The sequence below is a fragment of the Marinomonas posidonica genome (assembly GCF_043643765.1).
Taxonomy (GTDB): domain Bacteria; phylum Pseudomonadota; class Gammaproteobacteria; order Pseudomonadales; family Marinomonadaceae; genus Marinomonas; species Marinomonas posidonica_A.
Genome location: NZ_JBHZSP010000012.1, coordinates 41,980 through 58,042 on the forward strand (window position 1 = coordinate 41,980; position 16,063 = coordinate 58,042).

General features: G+C 42.4%; 17 protein-coding genes. 12 read left to right on the plus strand and 5 right to left on the minus strand.

Annotated features, from left to right (window positions below; all coding sequences use genetic code 11):
- The first annotated feature begins 15 nt into the window (after positions 1 to 15).
- Both ACHUFM_RS14095 and ACHUFM_RS14100 read left to right on the plus strand, forming a co-directional pair.
- Positions 16 to 453, plus strand: coding sequence for an RbsD/FucU family protein (locus tag ACHUFM_RS14095; RefSeq protein WP_394182921.1), 438 nt, complete (start codon positions 16 to 18; stop codon positions 451 to 453).
- The gene (locus ACHUFM_RS14100; RefSeq protein ID WP_394182923.1) at positions 443 to 1,264 is read left to right on the plus strand and encodes an amidohydrolase family protein; all 822 of its coding nucleotides are present in this window, start codon (positions 443 to 445) and stop codon (positions 1,262 to 1,264) included. The genes ACHUFM_RS14095 and ACHUFM_RS14100 overlap by 11 nt, the downstream gene beginning before the upstream one ends.
- Here the strand turns inward: ACHUFM_RS14100 and ACHUFM_RS14105 are convergent.
- Entirely contained in the window at positions 1,259 to 2,155 is an 897-nt protein-coding gene (locus ACHUFM_RS14105; RefSeq protein ID WP_394182924.1) for a GntR family transcriptional regulator, read from the minus strand. The two genes, ACHUFM_RS14100 and ACHUFM_RS14105, sit on opposite strands and share 6 nt — an antisense overlap.
- 404 nt (positions 2,156 to 2,559) lie before the next feature.
- On the opposite strand from ACHUFM_RS14105, the gene ACHUFM_RS14110 reads away from it, so the two are divergent.
- The 7 genes from ACHUFM_RS14110 (at position 2,560) to ACHUFM_RS14140 (ending at position 10,398) form a co-directional block, all read left to right on the plus strand.
- Positions 2,560 to 3,570 (plus strand): zinc-binding alcohol dehydrogenase family protein, encoded by a 1,011-nt coding sequence (locus ACHUFM_RS14110; protein WP_394182926.1) that lies wholly within the window; start codon positions 2,560 to 2,562, stop codon positions 3,568 to 3,570.
- Positions 3,571 to 3,573: 3 nt separating this feature from the next.
- Positions 3,574 to 4,758 carry a mannitol dehydrogenase family protein gene (locus ACHUFM_RS14115; protein WP_394182928.1) on the plus strand — a complete coding sequence of 395 codons (1,185 nt, stop codon included), beginning with the start codon at positions 3,574 to 3,576 and terminating at the stop codon, positions 4,756 to 4,758.
- The gene (locus tag ACHUFM_RS14120; protein ID WP_394182929.1) at positions 4,755 to 6,395 is read left to right on the plus strand and encodes a UxaA family hydrolase; all 1,641 of its coding nucleotides are present in this window, start codon (positions 4,755 to 4,757) and stop codon (positions 6,393 to 6,395) included. The genes ACHUFM_RS14115 and ACHUFM_RS14120 overlap by 4 nt, the downstream gene beginning before the upstream one ends.
- A 117-nt stretch (positions 6,396 to 6,512) precedes the next feature.
- Entirely contained in the window at positions 6,513 to 7,544 is a 1,032-nt protein-coding gene (locus ACHUFM_RS14125; protein ID WP_394182931.1) for a sialic acid TRAP transporter substrate-binding protein SiaP, read from the plus strand.
- Between the two features lie 20 nt (positions 7,545 to 7,564).
- Positions 7,565 to 8,137: a TRAP transporter small permease gene (locus tag ACHUFM_RS14130; RefSeq protein ID WP_394182933.1), complete on the plus strand. Its 573-nt coding sequence runs from the start codon at positions 7,565 to 7,567 to the stop codon at positions 8,135 to 8,137.
- A gap of 15 nt (positions 8,138 to 8,152) precedes the next feature.
- Positions 8,153 to 9,430, plus strand: a complete 1,278-nt coding sequence (locus tag ACHUFM_RS14135; protein ID WP_394182935.1) for a TRAP transporter large permease — start codon at positions 8,153 to 8,155, stop codon at positions 9,428 to 9,430.
- A gap of 149 nt (positions 9,431 to 9,579) precedes the next feature.
- On the plus strand, positions 9,580 to 10,398 hold the full coding sequence (locus ACHUFM_RS14140; RefSeq protein WP_394182937.1) for a helix-turn-helix transcriptional regulator: 819 nt from the start codon (positions 9,580 to 9,582) through the stop codon (positions 10,396 to 10,398).
- 58 nt (positions 10,399 to 10,456) lie between these two features.
- Here the strand turns inward: ACHUFM_RS14140 and ACHUFM_RS14145 are convergent, their stop codons facing one another.
- Together ACHUFM_RS14145 and ACHUFM_RS14150 are read right to left on the minus strand one after the other, a co-directional pair.
- Positions 10,457 to 10,879 carry an organic hydroperoxide resistance protein gene (locus ACHUFM_RS14145; RefSeq protein ID WP_394182939.1) on the minus strand — a complete coding sequence of 141 codons (423 nt, stop codon included), beginning with the start codon at positions 10,877 to 10,879 and terminating at the stop codon, positions 10,457 to 10,459.
- Between the two features lie 133 nt (positions 10,880 to 11,012).
- Positions 11,013 to 11,447, minus strand: a complete 435-nt coding sequence (locus ACHUFM_RS14150; RefSeq protein WP_394182941.1) for a MarR family winged helix-turn-helix transcriptional regulator — start codon at positions 11,445 to 11,447, stop codon at positions 11,013 to 11,015.
- 94 nt (positions 11,448 to 11,541) lie between these two features.
- On the opposite strand from ACHUFM_RS14150, the gene ACHUFM_RS14155 reads away from it, so the two are divergent.
- A complete protein-coding gene (locus ACHUFM_RS14155) occupies positions 11,542 to 11,823 on the plus strand; it encodes a putative quinol monooxygenase (RefSeq protein ID WP_394182942.1) in 282 nt (93 codons plus the stop codon).
- A gap of 4 nt (positions 11,824 to 11,827) precedes the next feature.
- Here the strand turns inward: ACHUFM_RS14155 and ACHUFM_RS14160 are convergent, their stop codons facing one another.
- Both ACHUFM_RS14160 and ACHUFM_RS14165 read right to left on the minus strand, forming a co-directional pair.
- Complete coding sequence (locus ACHUFM_RS14160) at positions 11,828 to 12,421, minus strand: DJ-1/PfpI family protein (protein ID WP_394182944.1); 594 nt, start codon at positions 12,419 to 12,421, stop codon at positions 11,828 to 11,830.
- 27 nt (positions 12,422 to 12,448) lie between these two features.
- Complete coding sequence (locus ACHUFM_RS14165) at positions 12,449 to 13,291, minus strand: LysR family transcriptional regulator (protein ID WP_394182946.1); 843 nt, start codon at positions 13,289 to 13,291, stop codon at positions 12,449 to 12,451.
- 137 nt (positions 13,292 to 13,428) lie between these two features.
- On the opposite strand from ACHUFM_RS14165, the gene ACHUFM_RS14170 reads away from it, so the two are divergent.
- Both ACHUFM_RS14170 and ACHUFM_RS14175 read left to right on the plus strand, forming a co-directional pair.
- Complete coding sequence (locus ACHUFM_RS14170) at positions 13,429 to 14,043, plus strand: glutathione S-transferase family protein (protein ID WP_394182948.1); 615 nt, start codon at positions 13,429 to 13,431, stop codon at positions 14,041 to 14,043.
- A 294-nt stretch (positions 14,044 to 14,337) separates the two neighbouring features.
- Positions 14,338 to 15,957 (plus strand): methyl-accepting chemotaxis protein, encoded by a 1,620-nt coding sequence (locus ACHUFM_RS14175; RefSeq protein ID WP_394182950.1) that lies wholly within the window; start codon positions 14,338 to 14,340, stop codon positions 15,955 to 15,957.
- Positions 15,958 to 16,063 lie beyond the last annotated feature (106 nt).

Sequence of the window (16,063 nt, forward strand, 5' to 3'; positions counted from 1 at the left end):
ACAAAGAGGAATAACATGCTTTACCACGTACCTAATATCATTACACCAGAACTGCTTTATGCGATGAGATCGATGGGACACGGTGATGAATTACTCATCACCGATGCAAATTTTCCGGCCACTAGTCATGGTCAAGAATGCATCAGACTCGCTGGCGTAGACAGCTCTGAAGCCTTATCAGCCATATTAACGCTCTTGCCCATAGATACCTTTGTGGAAAATCCTTTTATCACGATGGAAATAGTCGACCACCCTAAAACCATTCCACCGACGGTGGAGGATTTCACTCAAATCATTAAGCAAAAAAACCCCTTTCTCTCTTCGCCAAAAGGACTTGAGCGTTTCGAATTTTACGAGCGAGCTAAAAAAGCCTTTGTGATCATTCAAACGTCTGATATTCGCCCATACGCAAACATCATAGTCAAAAAAGGAGTTATAAATCATGCGAATTGATGCTCATCAACACTTTTGGCGGCTAGAGCGAAACGATTATGCTTGGTTAACACCAGAGCTGACTGAACTGTATAAAGACTTTGAGCCAGAAGACTTACTTCCCTTGCTAAACAAGCACAATATTGATGGCACTGTACTGGTACAAGCCGCTCCCACAGAAGCAGAAACATGGTTTTTGTTAAAACTTAGCGAGCAATACGATTGCATCAAAGGCGTCGTTGGTTGGGTTAATTTCGATGATGACAATGCCTCGAAACGCATAGCTGAATGTTCAAAACACCCACAATTAGTGGGGATTCGTCCCATGATCCAAGACATTGAAAATGTGGACTGGATGCTAAGTCCCACTGTCGCTAGAACATTACATAGCCTAAGTCAGTGTCAGCTTGTGTTCGATGCTCTCGTTAAACCTCAACATTTAAAAAATTTGAAACGGCTGGTAGACCAACACCCTAACCTAAAGGTTGTGATCAATCACGGAGCGAAACCCAATATTAGAGAGAATGAATTACACCAGTGGCGCTTAGATCTCAAAGAATTTCAAGACTTACCAAACGTCAGCTGTAAACTTTCTGGCCTCGTTACAGAAGCCAATAGTGATTGGCAAGCGAAGGATTTATTTCCTTATATCGATACCATTTTTGACGTCTTCGGGGAACAAAGAGTCCTCTGGGGAAGCGACTGGCCAGTCAGTCTTTTAGCATCGTCTTATACAAAATGGGTCGATACCGTGAATCTATATTTGACCCACAACAATATCTCTAAAGAGTCTGTATTTGGTAACAACGCCATGCGTATTTACAACTTATAGCATTGCTGTGTCTTTCAAAGATTGTTTGGCGGTATTTAGGTGTCTCTCAAGGGCAGCTGCTGCTCCTCGATAATCTTTCATTAACATCTTACCGATAATTTCTAGGTGCTCTTGTACTGCAACCGTATTTCGTTCGCGTTCAGTACTTCTATCCCATTGATAGTGATAATGAAAAACAAAACTGATGATGTCATAAAATTGATTGACGAATTGATTTGGGTGGGCCTGTTGAAGTAACCCATGAAGCTTTTGATCTAAGCGAGGAAAATCTTCATAACAAGTATCCATTTTGAGAGACAAACTTTTATGTTCAATAAAAAGATCATTAAGTTGTTGCCAGTATTCACTATCTTCGGGCAATTGAATAAAGTTAGATAAGGAATGCATCTCAAAAAGATGGCGAATTTCATAAAGCTGATCGACAAAAGCTTCATCAAACTTTTTCATTTTCCACTGTGAGCGAGGGTTTTTCTCAATCAAACCAAAGCGAGAAAAACGAATTAAAAACTCTCTCACCGCAACGGTACTTGTCTCTGATTGACGAGCTAATTCAAGCTCTGAGAATTTGTCTCCTGGCTTAAGCTTGCCATGCTGGATCAAGGTTAGAAAATACTCTTCGACCAACTTTTCTTTTGGTTTGCTTTGCTTACTAACATCAAAAAAATGCTCCGAATTAGGCATAGCCATTAGTGTTTTAGTTGCACCAGACTTAACAAGAATGTCGAGCTCTTCTAGGTACTCAACGGCTTTACGAACCGTTGTCCGACTCACACTAAATTGGTTCGCTAATACAACATCAGACGGTAAGTTATCGTCTATTTTGTAGTTTTTGATGATGTGTTCTAACAATGTATTAACTAGTTTTTGAAATACAAAATTTTTACGACTCACAAGCATTCCAACCTTTTTTCTTCTTCATAATCGCCCTAATGATAGTCTTTATCCAAAATATTTTCAGTTTTCTAACCTTCCAAATATAAAGTCTTTTATAAACTAAAAACTACATAATTCCAGCAAAATAGCAAATAATGATTTTTATTTTATGTATTTTATAAATAAAAAACAGTTGAACTTTATATTTTAAATTCCTATTCTGGGCAAACTATAAAAATAAAGCATGTTAGGTAACCTTATGAACTCTGCAAAAAAACCATCTTTCCTTTTGACACTTTCTGCCAATTCACTTGGTTCAGCCACTGTCACTCCTATCTCGTTAAAGCGCTTTTTTTAGGCTCCAAACATCGCTTGTATTTTTGTCAATTTTTAAAATTCTCTTTATTGGAAAGTCGATAATTATGAAATCTGCAATCTGTACTCAGCCTGGTGTTATTGAAATACAAGACGTTGCGCGTCCTGTAGATAAACCTGGACACGTTATTATTAAAATCAAACACATCGGTATCTGCGGTACGGATATTCATGCTTTTGGCGGACAGCAACCTTATTTTGAATACCCGCGAGTATTAGGTCATGAACTGTCAGGTACTGTTGATTCAGTAGGTGAAGGCGTGAATCTTGCTACAGGGCAAAATGTATATGTTGTGCCTTACATGGCATGCGGTAAATGCATTGCTTGTCGAAATAACAAACCAAACTGCTGTACAGACATTCAAGTCATTGGCGTGCATGTGGATGGTGGGATGACAGAATACTTACAAGTTCCTGTCGATTATGTTGTTGAAACTAATGACATGCCATTAGATCACATGGCGGTTGTTGAGTGCTTAGCGATTGGCGCTCATGCTGTTCGTCGCTCTCGATTAGAAGCCAATACGGATGTCTTGGTTGTTGGTGCAGGTCCTATTGGTATGGGTGTCGCGCAATTTGCGAAAGAGCGTGGTGCCCGTGTGATCATGATGGACATGAATCAAGAGCGTCTGGATTATTGCAAAAATACGTTAAAAGTAGATGAAACGATATTAGCTGGTGATGCTGCAACAGAAAAACTGGCGGCATTGACGAATAATGAATTCCCGATGACAGTGTTTGATGCAACGGGTAATCCTAAAGCCATGCAATCTTGTTTCGGCTGGGTTTCTCATGGTGGCACTTTGGTTCTAGTCAGTGTTGTTAAAGCCGATATTCAATTTTCAGACCCTGAATTTCATAAGCGCGAAATGACGTTAATGGGCAGCCGGAATGCGACAAAAGAAGATTTTGAACACGTTATTAAATGTTTGCGTGAAGGGCGTGCAGTGGTCTCTTCTATGATTACTCACCGTGGCTCTTTACTGGATTTACCTACCTTATTGCCTCTATGGAGCAAGAGTGAGACGGGTGTTATTAAAGCCTTGGTTGAGGTGTAAGCCATGCAGAATGATTTGCTGAACCAAAATTTAATTATGCAGTTTGGCACTAGCCGCTTTTTACAGGCTCACGTCGATTTTTTTGTTGGCGAGTCCATTACACAAGGCTTGTCATCGAGCAAAATTGCCATTGTGCAATCGTCTAGTAGCCCAGCGGGTAAACACCGCATGGCGGCTTTTAATTCGCATTCGACTTATCCGGTAAAAGTACAAGGCATTCAAAATGGTGATGTCATTGATAGCACTTATCAAATTAATTCCATTGAAATGGCACTACAAGCAGATGAGGATTGGCAAACCATCAAAACGTTGTTTTGCCAACGCGTTTCGCATGTGGTGTCTAATACTGCCGACCAAGGATTTCAGCTAAATGCTGACGATCACACAGATTTGCTCAACTCGAATACGGCCCCCAAAAGCTTTCCAGCAAAGCTTTTGGTCTTACTAAAAGCACGCTTTGACTTCAACCAACAAGGGCTGGTTATCATGCCTTGTGAGTTGGTTGTGGATAACGGCGATGTGTTAAAAGATTTGGTTATTGGGTTAGCCAAAAAATGGCAACTATCAGAGCCGTTTGTATCTTGGTTGCAAGAGTCCTGTTGTTGGGCTAACTCCTTAGTGGATCGTATTGTTTCGGATGCCATTGAACCCATTGGTGCGGTGGCAGAACCCTACGCATTATGGGCAATTGAAAAACAGAGAAACCTGACACTGCCTTGCCAACACACTTCTATCAAGTTAGTGGATAGCCTAAAAGACATCGAGTTTCTAAAGCTTGGTGTACTGAACTTGTCTCATACATATTTAGTTGATTTATGGAAGCAAGGCGAGCTTAACGGTCTCTCTCTTAGTGACGTAACGACGGTTAGACAAGCTATGGAGCACAAGGCATTACGTGCCGAATTAGAGTCCGTATTAGCAGACGAAGTGATCCCTATTTTACTGGCGGCGAATTTGTCAGAAGACGTAGAGTCTTATGTGAAAAGCGTTAGAGAGCGCTTTTTGAACCCATTCTTACAACATAAATTGAGCGACATAGCCCAGAATCATCAAGCAAAAGTTGAACGCCGTATTTTGCCTATTTATCAGAAAGGCTTAGACGTTTTACCAGCTAAAAGCTTTCCTAAATTAGCAGCATGTTTATCAGCCAATGGATTTCATCAATCCGTTGAGGAGACGTTTTTATGAAGCGCCGAGTATTAAAAATACATCCGGATGATAACTTGATTGTGGCTCTCGACAACTTACAAATAGGTGAAACCATCGAGTTAGATGGCATTCATTACCCTATAAAAGAAAATATTAAAGCCAAACACAAATTTGCCACGCTTGATTTTGCTGAAGGAGACACGCTCATCCAGTATGGCATCACGGTCGGTAAAGCCATTAATACCATTGAGCAAGGAACAGCCATCACAACAGATAACACCCGCCATAGTAGTCAAACATATGGCAAAGATGGTCAAACTTATGAATGGAAAAAGCCAGATGTATCCAAGTGGCAAGGGGCAAGCTTCCAAGGAATCCGACGCGAAAACGGTCAAGTAGGAACCGCAAATTACTGGCTTGTAGTCCCCTTAGTGTTTTGCCAAAACCGTAATGTTGAGCAAATGAAAACGGCTTTGCAAGATGCGCTTGGTTACAGTAATGAAACCCATTATATCGACCTTGCTCGGAATTTGGTAAAAGGGCATTTGACGAATCAACCGGACGCTTCATCAATGTCTGAGGATTTGGTTTCATTACCTCAGGAACGTGTTTTTCCAAACCTTGATGGGGTGAAGTTTTTGACTCATTCTGCTGGTTGTGGCGGAACCCGAGAAGATGCGTTGTCTTTTTGCAAACTCTTAGCGGGTTATATTCATCATCCAAATGTGGCTGGAGCAACGGTCTTTAGTCTTGGTTGCCAAAACGCGCAAATGTCTTTGTTACAAGAGGAATTATCCAGACTTGAGCCAAACGGTGATACACCTGTTTTATGGTTTGAGCAACAGGCTTATGGAAAAGAGCGCACTATGATGGATGCGGCTATAAAAGGCACGTTTGAAGGGCTAGTCAAAGCGAATCAATATCAACGAGAAGCGGTACCTCTGTCGGCTCTTAAAATTGGTGTTGAATGCGGTGGTTCCGATGGTTTTTCTGGTTTATCCGCTAACCCACTTATTGGTCGTGTCGTTGACAAAGCGGTGGCACTTGGTGGCGCATCGATATTAGGCGAGTTTCCTGAGCTATGTGGCGTAGAACAGAATATGTTAGATCGTTGTACCCACCCCGAATTGAAAAGCCGCTTTTCTGGATTAATGAAAGCTTATGAAGCTCATGCTCTTGCGGCTGGCGCTTCTTTTGATATGAACCCCTCTCCGGGAAATATTCGTGATGGCTTAATAACCGATGCAATGAAATCCGCTGGGGCGGCATTGAAAGGTGGAGCCGCGCCAGTTTCGGATGTACTTGATTACACTGAAGTCGTAACTCAACCGGGATTAAATTTGCTGTGTACTCCTGGAAATGATGTCGAATCCACGACGGCATTAGTCGCATCGGGAGCAAACCTTATTTTATTTTCAACAGGACTTGGCACACCAACAGGTAACCCTATTGTTCCAGTGCTCAAAATTTCTAGCAACTCAACCATCGCCGAGCGTATGCCAGATATTATTGATTTTGATGCTGGTCCAATCGTGACGGGTGAGAATACCTTAGACGTATTAAGTAATGACTTATTTGAGTTGTGCCTTGAAACCGTATCAGGTGCTTATGCAACAAAAGCAAAGCGGCTTGGTCAAGATGACTTTATTCCATGGAAACGAGGTGTTTCTTTATAAAAAAATTTAATGCTTGGTTTCTGCTTAAGCGGAAACCACGAAACGACTTAGGAAACGTTACTTGTCTACACCTAAGTAAACCCTTTGATTTTTTATAAAAATAAAATAGGTAAAATCATGATGAAAATCAGTCGTAAAATAAACGAAACTAGCCAAGCTACTTTTTTAAATAAATTAACTCGCCGTACTTTCTTAGTAGCGGCTTCAACCATTGCCGTTGGCCTTGGTTTTGCTGGTTCAGCAAATGCAGCAACGACGCTAAAATGGGCTCACGTCTATGAAACCGGATCAGCCTACCACGAAGCACTATTATGGGCTGCCGATGAAATAGAGAAACAGACTGAAGGAAGAGTAAAAATTAACGCCTATCCAGCTTCATCTCTGGGCAAAGAAGCTGAGCTTAGTGAAGCATTAGATTTTGGGGCGGTTGATATTATTTATACTGGTGACATTTTTGCTGGTCAGACATACCCTCCTATGCGTATATCCTCTTTCCCATTTGCAATACGCGATTTCGACCACTGGAAGCATTATCGTGACAGCAGCTTATATAAAAATATTACCTCCGAATATGAGAAACAAACAGGTCAGGATGTAGCCGGTTTTACCTATTATGGAGCTCGCCATGTCACATCCAACTTTCCAATCACTAAACCTCAAGATATGGAAGGAATGAAAATTCGAGTACCAAATGCTCCCCTTTATTTGATGTTTCCACAAGCAGTTGGGGCAAATCCAACACCAATCCCATTTTCAGAAGTATACCTAGCTCTTCAAATGGGCGTTGTTGATGGCCAGGAAAACCCATTACCAACAATCAAATTTAAAAAGTTTTATGAAGTCCAAAAATATATAAATTTAACCGGACACATGACTAACTCTGTTTTCACCATGATCTCGAGTTACACAAAGAGCAAAGTCAGTAGCGATGACTACAAAACAATTGTCTCTATTACCAACCAAGCTGCGAGTAAAGCTTCTGAGGCAATTAATGAGTCAGAACAAAACCTTGTCAGCTGGTTCAAAGACCAGGGTGTCATAGTACAGGAAGTGAATAAGCAACCATTTGTCGATGCGATTCAACCTTTGCTTAACTCCCAAGATAATGGATTCACTGCTGAACAATTAGCTGAATTGGAAGCGCTATAAATACCTAGAGGGGCTGCTTGATGGATAATCAACAGATACAAGAGCGAGCTAAAGAAAGCTCGCTTCCCCTCGATCTGATTGATGAAGATCAGGTCGAGGATTCATTCAAATTTAACCTAGCCGATTTACCAGTGATGCTCTTTTTCTGGATGTTGATCATCGTTGTTTTTTGGCAATTTTTCACTCGTTATGTGTTAAATGATTCGCCCGGCTGGACGGAAGAAATTGCTCGTTACTTACTTATTATGGTCGGCTTTATTGGGTCAATTACAGCCGTTAGAAAAGGTAGCCATATATTTTTAGAATTCATATATCGCTACCTACCGGCAGGACTAACAAAAGGCCTAGTGATGTTTGCTGATGTTACATGTGTGATTTTTTATGCTTATTGTGCTCATTTGTCTTTTCAAGTAGCAATGCGTCTTCATCAAACACTCGTTTCAATACCAGTACCAAAATCGTATATCTATTGGACTATTGGCGTTTGCTTCATTTTGATGGCCTGTCACTCTTTACTGTGGCTGATAAAACACTGTAGACAAAGCAGTGATGAATTGGTTAGTCATATTAATGATCAGATCGTACCTGATTGAAGACTAAGGATTTTTATGTCTATTCTTTTCATGTTTCTTATTTTATTTGCGCTGTTAATGATTGGTGTACCTGTTGCTGTGTCACTCGGCGTCGCTTCTTTAATCTTCATAATAATGGAAGGCATGCCCAGTATTGTGGTATTGCATAACATGGTGAATGGCGTTAATAGTTTCACCTTAATCGCCATTCCTTTCTTTATACTGGCAGGGCACTTAATGAATACGGGGGGAATTACCAATCGTATTTTCGCCTTTGCCCGATCTTTAGTTGGGTGGATGCCCGGCGGATTAGGTCATGTAAACGTAGGTGCCAGCGTTATCTTTGCCGGCATGTCTGGCGCAGCGGTAGCTGATGCCGGAGGCCTTGGGAACGTAGAAATTAAGGCAATGAAAGATGCAGGGTATGATACGGATTTTTCCGTTGGAATTACGGCGGCCTCTTCCACTATTGGTCCGATTATCCCCCCATCTCTCCCTTTAGTGATATATGGTGTGATGGCAGACACCTCCATCGGCCAACTCTTTGCCGCTGGTCTTGTGCCTGGTTTGCTGATGGCTTTTGCACTGATGATTATGGTGTCTTGGTTCGCAAAAGTGCGTAACTATCCGAAAGATGACCATTTTAGTGTACGTATATTATGGGCTACTTTTAAACGTGCATGCCTTCCACTAATGACACCTGTGATTATCGTAGGAGGGATAGCAACCGGAATATTTACACCAACTGAAGCAGCTGTCGCGGCTGTTGCTTACTCCATGTTCCTAGGAATGTATGTTTATCGCACACTTTCCTTTAAAAGCCTTATTCGAGTGTCGCAAGAAACCATTGAAACAACCGCTTCAATCTTAATGATAGTCGCAACATCAACGATTTTTGCGTGGATTCTGACAGCGAACCAATTCGCCACTTTTTTTGCAGAGCAGCTGCTTACTTTCACCGAAAATAAAGTCATGATACTGCTCATTATTACCGTCATGGTATTAATAATTGGTTGTTTCATGGAGACGATTGCAGCCATCACTATTTTAGTCCCCGTACTTTTGCCAGTGGCAGTACAAATAGGCATCGACCCAGTCCATTTTGGTATTATTTTGATTCTAAATTTAATGCTCGGATTACTGACTCCACCAGTAGGTATGGTGCTATATGTTCTTGCAAAAGTGTCTGAAACCCCCTTCGAGCGATGCGTAATGGCTACAGCACCATTCTTAATCCCTCTCGTTTCGGTACTACTTTTATTAACCTTCATTCCCGCTATTTCAATGTGGCTACCCACCCTTCTGTACCGTTAAAAAAAGATGCCAGAGATCAAAAACGTATTCTCTGGCATATATTAAATTTAGCTAAAAACACGACTTTCATCTATTGTTACTTATTTGTCATCTTATCCCTGTAGCTTTACTTGGTAGGCAGAACTTAATCTGATTGGAGTGCAACCAATATGAAAATGAAAGATCAATTAGACAGCCCTCAACCAATGAAAAAGCCAAAAGCAAAATCCAAAAAGGCTGAGGTAAAGAAAAAGAAACAAGCCAAGTTAAAAGCGAAAAAGGCAGAAAAAGACAAGAAAGTACTTAAAAAAGAGGCGTTGGCCGTCACTAAAAAAAGTAAAAAATCGGCTAAAGTCGAAGCAAATGACAATAAAGACAAATCCATTGATATCAAATCGCCTGAAGCCGAAGTAACAAGCATACCTACGACAGAGAGTTCCCCACTCGAAAACACAGTTAGTAAAGCAAAAAACACTCAGACAACTGTAGCGATTGATGACCTAGAGATTAATCTGGCTGAAACTGAATCACTGACTCATCATAACTCGGCTGCTACCGTAACAAGTGTCGAGTCGAAGCCGGTTCAGAGAATCACAAGACGTCCTCGTTCTACTAGGCGTAAGACAGCTGTAGAAGACATTCAAGCTCTTGCAGAAAATGCGAACCGTCAACGCGCTTCAAAAAACCTAGCGACCCTCACTCAAGACGAACAAAAAATCGCCACGCAAGATGTGGTGAAACGCCTTTTAATGGGTGACCTTAGTCAAGGGGAAGCACTTCGAGAATTAAGAGTAAAAGTGTTGGGGTTAAGACAAGAAGCCTATACAGAATTGACTGGTGTCTCACGTAAAACCCTATCGGAAGTGGAGAACGGCAAAGGTAACTACACAGCGGAAATCCTCAACAAGATGTTTAAACCTTTTCAGCTTAAGGTGTCTTTAGTCCCTGAATCCAGTGACGATTTAAAAGCCCTTTTAAGCCAGAAATAAACAACAATAGCCCCTACGAAACAAGGTTCGTAGGGGCTATTCAATAGAAGATTAAGACTTACTTGATGTCAAAATTCACATCAATGTTGCCACGTGTTGCGTTAGAGTATGGGCACACTTTGTGAGCGGTTTCGACTAATTGTTCCGCTAGCGCTTTTTCAATACCTGGAAGGCTGACGGTCATATCCGCGCTGATGCTAAAACCTTCGCCTTTGGTATTTGGACCTATGCCAATGTTCGCTGTGACAGTTAGGTCTGCTGGTAGTGTCACTTTCTGCTGAGACGCAACCAATTTCAATGCGCCAATAAAGCAAGCGGAATAGCCTGCCGCAAACAATTGCTCTGGGTTCGTACCCTCACCACCGGCACCACCTAACTCTTTTGGCGTGCTTAACGCCACATCAAGACGATTATCAGATGAGATGGAACGACCATCGCGGCCACCTGTAGTCGTAGCGGTTGCTGTATATAATGCTTGCATAATAAGACTCCCTTAAATGATTAAAACGGTACCGTTCAAAATAGTTATCGCGATAACTATATAGCTAAAATAAAAGCTCAACTGAATGAGCTATTAAATATATGTTATCGCGATAATAATAACTGCGCAACCATTATTCTATTAGTTTTGCTTTAAGTCGGTTTAACTGGTCTCGTAAAGCGACCACTTCTTGCATCTCAATGCCACACGCTTCGGCCACACAACGATTCACTTCCAAGCCTTGTTCTCGTAACGCACGGCCTTTTTCGGTAAGCGCAATACTCAAACTACGATCGTCTTCAACTCCACGTAAACGCTGCACTAGACCATCGCCCTCCATGCGTTTGATGACGGGCGTCAATGCACCTGATTTTTGCCCTAGAGACTGAGCAATGTGCTTCAGACTCACACCATCTTGCTCCCATAAAATTAGCATGATGGTATATTGCGGATAAGTAAGACCAATTTTCGCCAATGGCTCTTTATAGAACTGAGTCATCGCCAGAGACGTAGAATACAAAGCGAAGCAAAGTTGGTTATCCAGTAGCAGAGGATCATTCGGTTTCATAAAGTCTCACAGGAGCGTTCAAATAATTCTGCTAGTTTAACGAAACTTTCATGTCATCGCATTACATTAGACAGACACAAGAAGAAGGTAAAGTATGACAAAAATCACACTCACTGGGCACATTATGGTGCCCCATCAAGATCTCAATCAGGTACAACAAGCCCTGTCAGAACACATTAAGCTAACCCAAGAAGAAACAGGCTGCTTGGTTTTTAAAGTGACGCAGAACGTTCATAACCCATTGCGGTTTGAAGTCTACGAAGAATTCATTGATCAAGCCGCTTTTGACCTACACCAAGCCAGAGTAAAAGCGTCACTGTGGGGACAGGTAGCTCAAAATGTCGAACGTTTTTACAATGTGTCGCACAGTGAATGATTCACTAGAGCGGATTTTTCGTCCAATCAAAATCCATTTGATGTGCAGTCTTTTCCGCCAGCAGGTCACTGTGTAACAAACTGACTAACTGCAAACTCATGTCTATACCAGCCGAGATACCCGCTGAAGTCAGCTGTTTATCCTGTTGCACCCAACGCACCCCTTCCATTACCTCAAGATCGGGGTGCAACTTCCTTAAATCCAAAACATCGTCCCAATGAGTGGTGACCTTATGAGCACGCAAAGCGCCCGCATTGGCCAACAAAAAAGCACCGGTACACACAGACGTTAACCAAGTCACTTTTGATGCTTGTTGCGCAATCCAAGCCAACACCGCCGTTTTATTCATTTCCTGAGTATGATCACCGCCCACAACTAGCAACACATCCAATTCAGGGTGGTCCTTAATGCTGTAATCCGGCACTACTTTATACCCTGCTCGGGCGGAAACCGTCTGCCCATTTTCACTGATGAGAAACACCTCAAAAGGCGTATCTTCACTGATTCTAGAAGCCGTCGTAAACACTTCAAATGGCCCAGAAAAGTCCAATACTTCTGCCAACTCGTATAAATAAATGCCTATTTTGATACTTTTCATGTGTTCCCTTATGACTCAGTTTTATGCTTAGGATTGTATCTTGGTGATCACTTCTTCAATCCACTTTATGGTCAACCATTCTGGTGCGGCAGCAGAACGACTAAAGGCAATTTCAATGCTCGGCAAACTTGGCAAGACATCACTTTCAATCACTTCTAGCGCTTCATTCACACTCACACTGGCAATGGCTGAGATGGCTTTTTCCGCCACCAGCAAACTTTCGATCAATGCCAAATTAGACGTCACACAATACAGGTGGTAATCCACCCCTTTCTTTTGCAAACCATCAATGGCACTAGAGTGAAATTTACAACCTGGCTCGTACATGGCTAAGTTCAAAGGTGACAAATTGGCTTGCCAATCAAAGCCTTTTTTCGCTACCCATACGCCTTTATCCTGATACAAAGCTAACCCTTCATCACTGCCAGGTGAGCGTGTCACCAACGCAAGATCGACCTCCCCTTTGTCCATCAGCTCTCGCAGCTCGATAGACGTACCAGTACGAATACGGAACCTGAGTCTAGGCGCCATTTCTTCCATAGTTGCCATAATCAATGGCAATAGGTTCGCGACATAATCGTTGGGACAACCCAATTGAATCAAGGCCCCTTGCTGCGGGCCTTTCAATGACATTAAAGCCTGCTCTTGTAGCTGCAGGATACGTCTGGCGTAATGCACTAAACGCTGACCATCTTCTGTCAAAGCTTGCTCTCGGCCTTGTTTGACAAATAACGGAGTCCCTGCCTGCTCTTCTAGCCGCTTCATCTGCATACTAATAGCGGACGGTGTGCGAAAAGTTTGCATAGCAGCCCGCTGGAAACTGCCATGATCCACAATTGCCACGAGCGTCTTAAGTAATTCCGTATCCACCGCTCACCTCTGTTTGGCTCTCATTGAGCTGATTCATCAAAATGGCTTAACAATGCCATCAATTAAATTCGCTTTTCATGATGCTAGTCTAACGCCATGATAACCGTATTCCTTTTCTATTTTATTGGAGTATAAGCATGATATTGCACGACTTTTTACCTTCTGGAAACGGTTATAAAATTCGCCTAACTTGCGCCAAGTTGGGACTCAGTTACCAGTTAAAAGAATACGACATTACCCAAAGTGAAACTCGTACAGAAGCCTTTCTCGCCCTCAGTCCAAATGGCAAAATTCCTGTGCTTGAACTCGATAATGGCCAATGCCTAAGTGAGAGCAACGCAATTCTGTTGTATCTGGCTGAAGTTCATCAGTCTGATTTATTACCAAGTAACCCTCTCGACAAAGCAGAAGTAATGAAATGGTTATTCTGGGAACAATACAGCCACGAACCAAATATTGCTTCGGTACGTTTTTGGTTAACCCATAACGCCATGACAGAACTAAAAGAACAAATGCTACCAGAGCGCATTCAACAAGGTCAGACTGCGCTCAAATTAATGGATAACCAGTTGTCTAAACAAAACTTTCTCGCTGGCGATCACCTGACTCTTGCTGACATTAGCTTATTCGCTTATACCCATGTCGCCGAAGAAGGCGGCGCTTATCAACTGTCAGATTACCCCAATGTGCAACGTTGGATACAAGCAATTCAAGCACAAAACTGGTACATCCCTATCACTCATAATCCATAAGCATCACAGAAGCAAATTTGGCTATCCATTTAGTAATTAGGCAAAACGCTCAAACTGACGAAGGCATCTAATAAAACACAGGGCATCGTCAGTCTTCATTCACCCAGTCACCCCATGCCTAATAAGACAGATAAAAAAAGTTACAATCTTTTTTTTTGCACATAATGAATAAAGTGCCACTGTTAAATGAGCGCTATTGTCTTTTCATAACCGTTTTGAAAGTTTTAGACCGTTGTATAGCAAGGAAGTTATTCACTTCTATTCATTAATAGTTACACATTCAAGGAACGCTTCATGTCACTATTTCAAACCATTCGGGGTCGCTATACCTTCGCATTTGGCGGCTTGGCCGTCACCTTTTTAGTCGTCGTTATTGCGGCGGAAAGCCTAGTTCATCACTTACAAAATAACATGGGAAAATATGCTTCTGGCTCATCCCTCATCCAAAATGCGGATCGCGATTTATATCAATCACGACTCGCCTTGGCTTCATTAGTATTCGCCAGACACGGAGTAGATGTCGCCGAGCAAGAAAGCATTGTGCTTGAGAACGCTCGACAAGCCTACGATCGCATGAAATCCTTTCAAGCGATGACCAACGAACTGGATGAAATACAAGATTTATTGGTGAATTTCGAAAACCAATATCAACTATGGCATCAACAAATTGAATTTATCATCACGCTCACAAAACAATACCAATATGATCGTGCCATTGTAAAACTCACAGAAGAAAATCAAGCTAGCTTCACCCAGCTTCGTCATTTGTACGATCAATCAGAAGAACGCATCAGTAAAGTAGCCGAATTGGAACTAAAGAACATTAACGCTTATGCAGAGAATTTTAAACTATCCGTAGCTATTTTAGCCGTCTTGGTGTTAATCCTCAGTATCTCTCTCGCTTGGTTTGCGCCGCGCAATATTTCCCGAGCGATCAAAAGAGTCACCTATGGTGTGCATGAAATCAGCGCCGGTGATGGGGACTTAACACGCCGTATCAACAGCACTAAAAAAGACGAAACGGGAGAGTTAAGTCGAGAATTAGACCTCTTTGTCGGTAAACTTGGCGGCATTATTGGTGAGGTAAGAAATGGCTGCGAGCACATTCGTGAAGAAATGGCAGGGCTGGGTTCCTCTGCGCAAGAATCCGCTCAACTCAGCGAGCGCCAACACCAATCACTAGACTTCGTGGTGACCGCTGTTGAAGAAATGGGTGGCGCAACCAGAGAAGTAGCACAGAATGCCGCTCAGACAGTCGATGAAGTACAAGAGTTAAACCTCTCCGCAGACCAAGGAGTGGAACAGCTGAAACATGCGATTAATCAGCTGGACTCCTTAGCAAATCAAATTCAAGGTGCCGCGTCTGTAATTGATCAACTCTCCACGCGCTCTGATCGTATTGCCTCTGTGCTTGATGTGATATTAGGCATTTCAGAGCAAACCAATTTATTGGCATTAAACGCCGCCATTGAAGCCGCCAGAGCCGGTGAACAAGGTCGAGGCTTTGCTGTTGTCGCAGACGAAGTACGAGAATTAGCCAGCAAAACACAAGCCTCTACCGAAGACATACAAGGCATGATCACCGACTTGCAAACGGGGGTCAGCAGTGCTGTCAATGTCATCAGTGAGAGTGTTGATATGGCCAGTTCCAGTGCCAACCTTTCTCACCAAACCATGGACGCCATAAATACGGTCAAGCAATCGGCGGATCGCATCTACGACTTTACCACCCAAACCGCCAGCGCAACGGAACAGCAAAGTAAAGTCACGGACGAAATCAATGAAAACTTGTCTTCCCTGTCTGATATGTCAAAAGAAGTCATGGAAGTGTCTCGACGTATCAGTCACTCCGTCAATGAAACCTTACTCAACTCCAACGAGCTTTCGAGTCGCGTGAAACGCTTCACTGTCTAAGCATTGCGTAGGTGATAGGCTGACTGGCGATGCCATAAATGCACGCCAGTCATTTGTTTATCAATCTCTTGCAACTTTACCTGAATCATTCCCACCTGATTTCGCT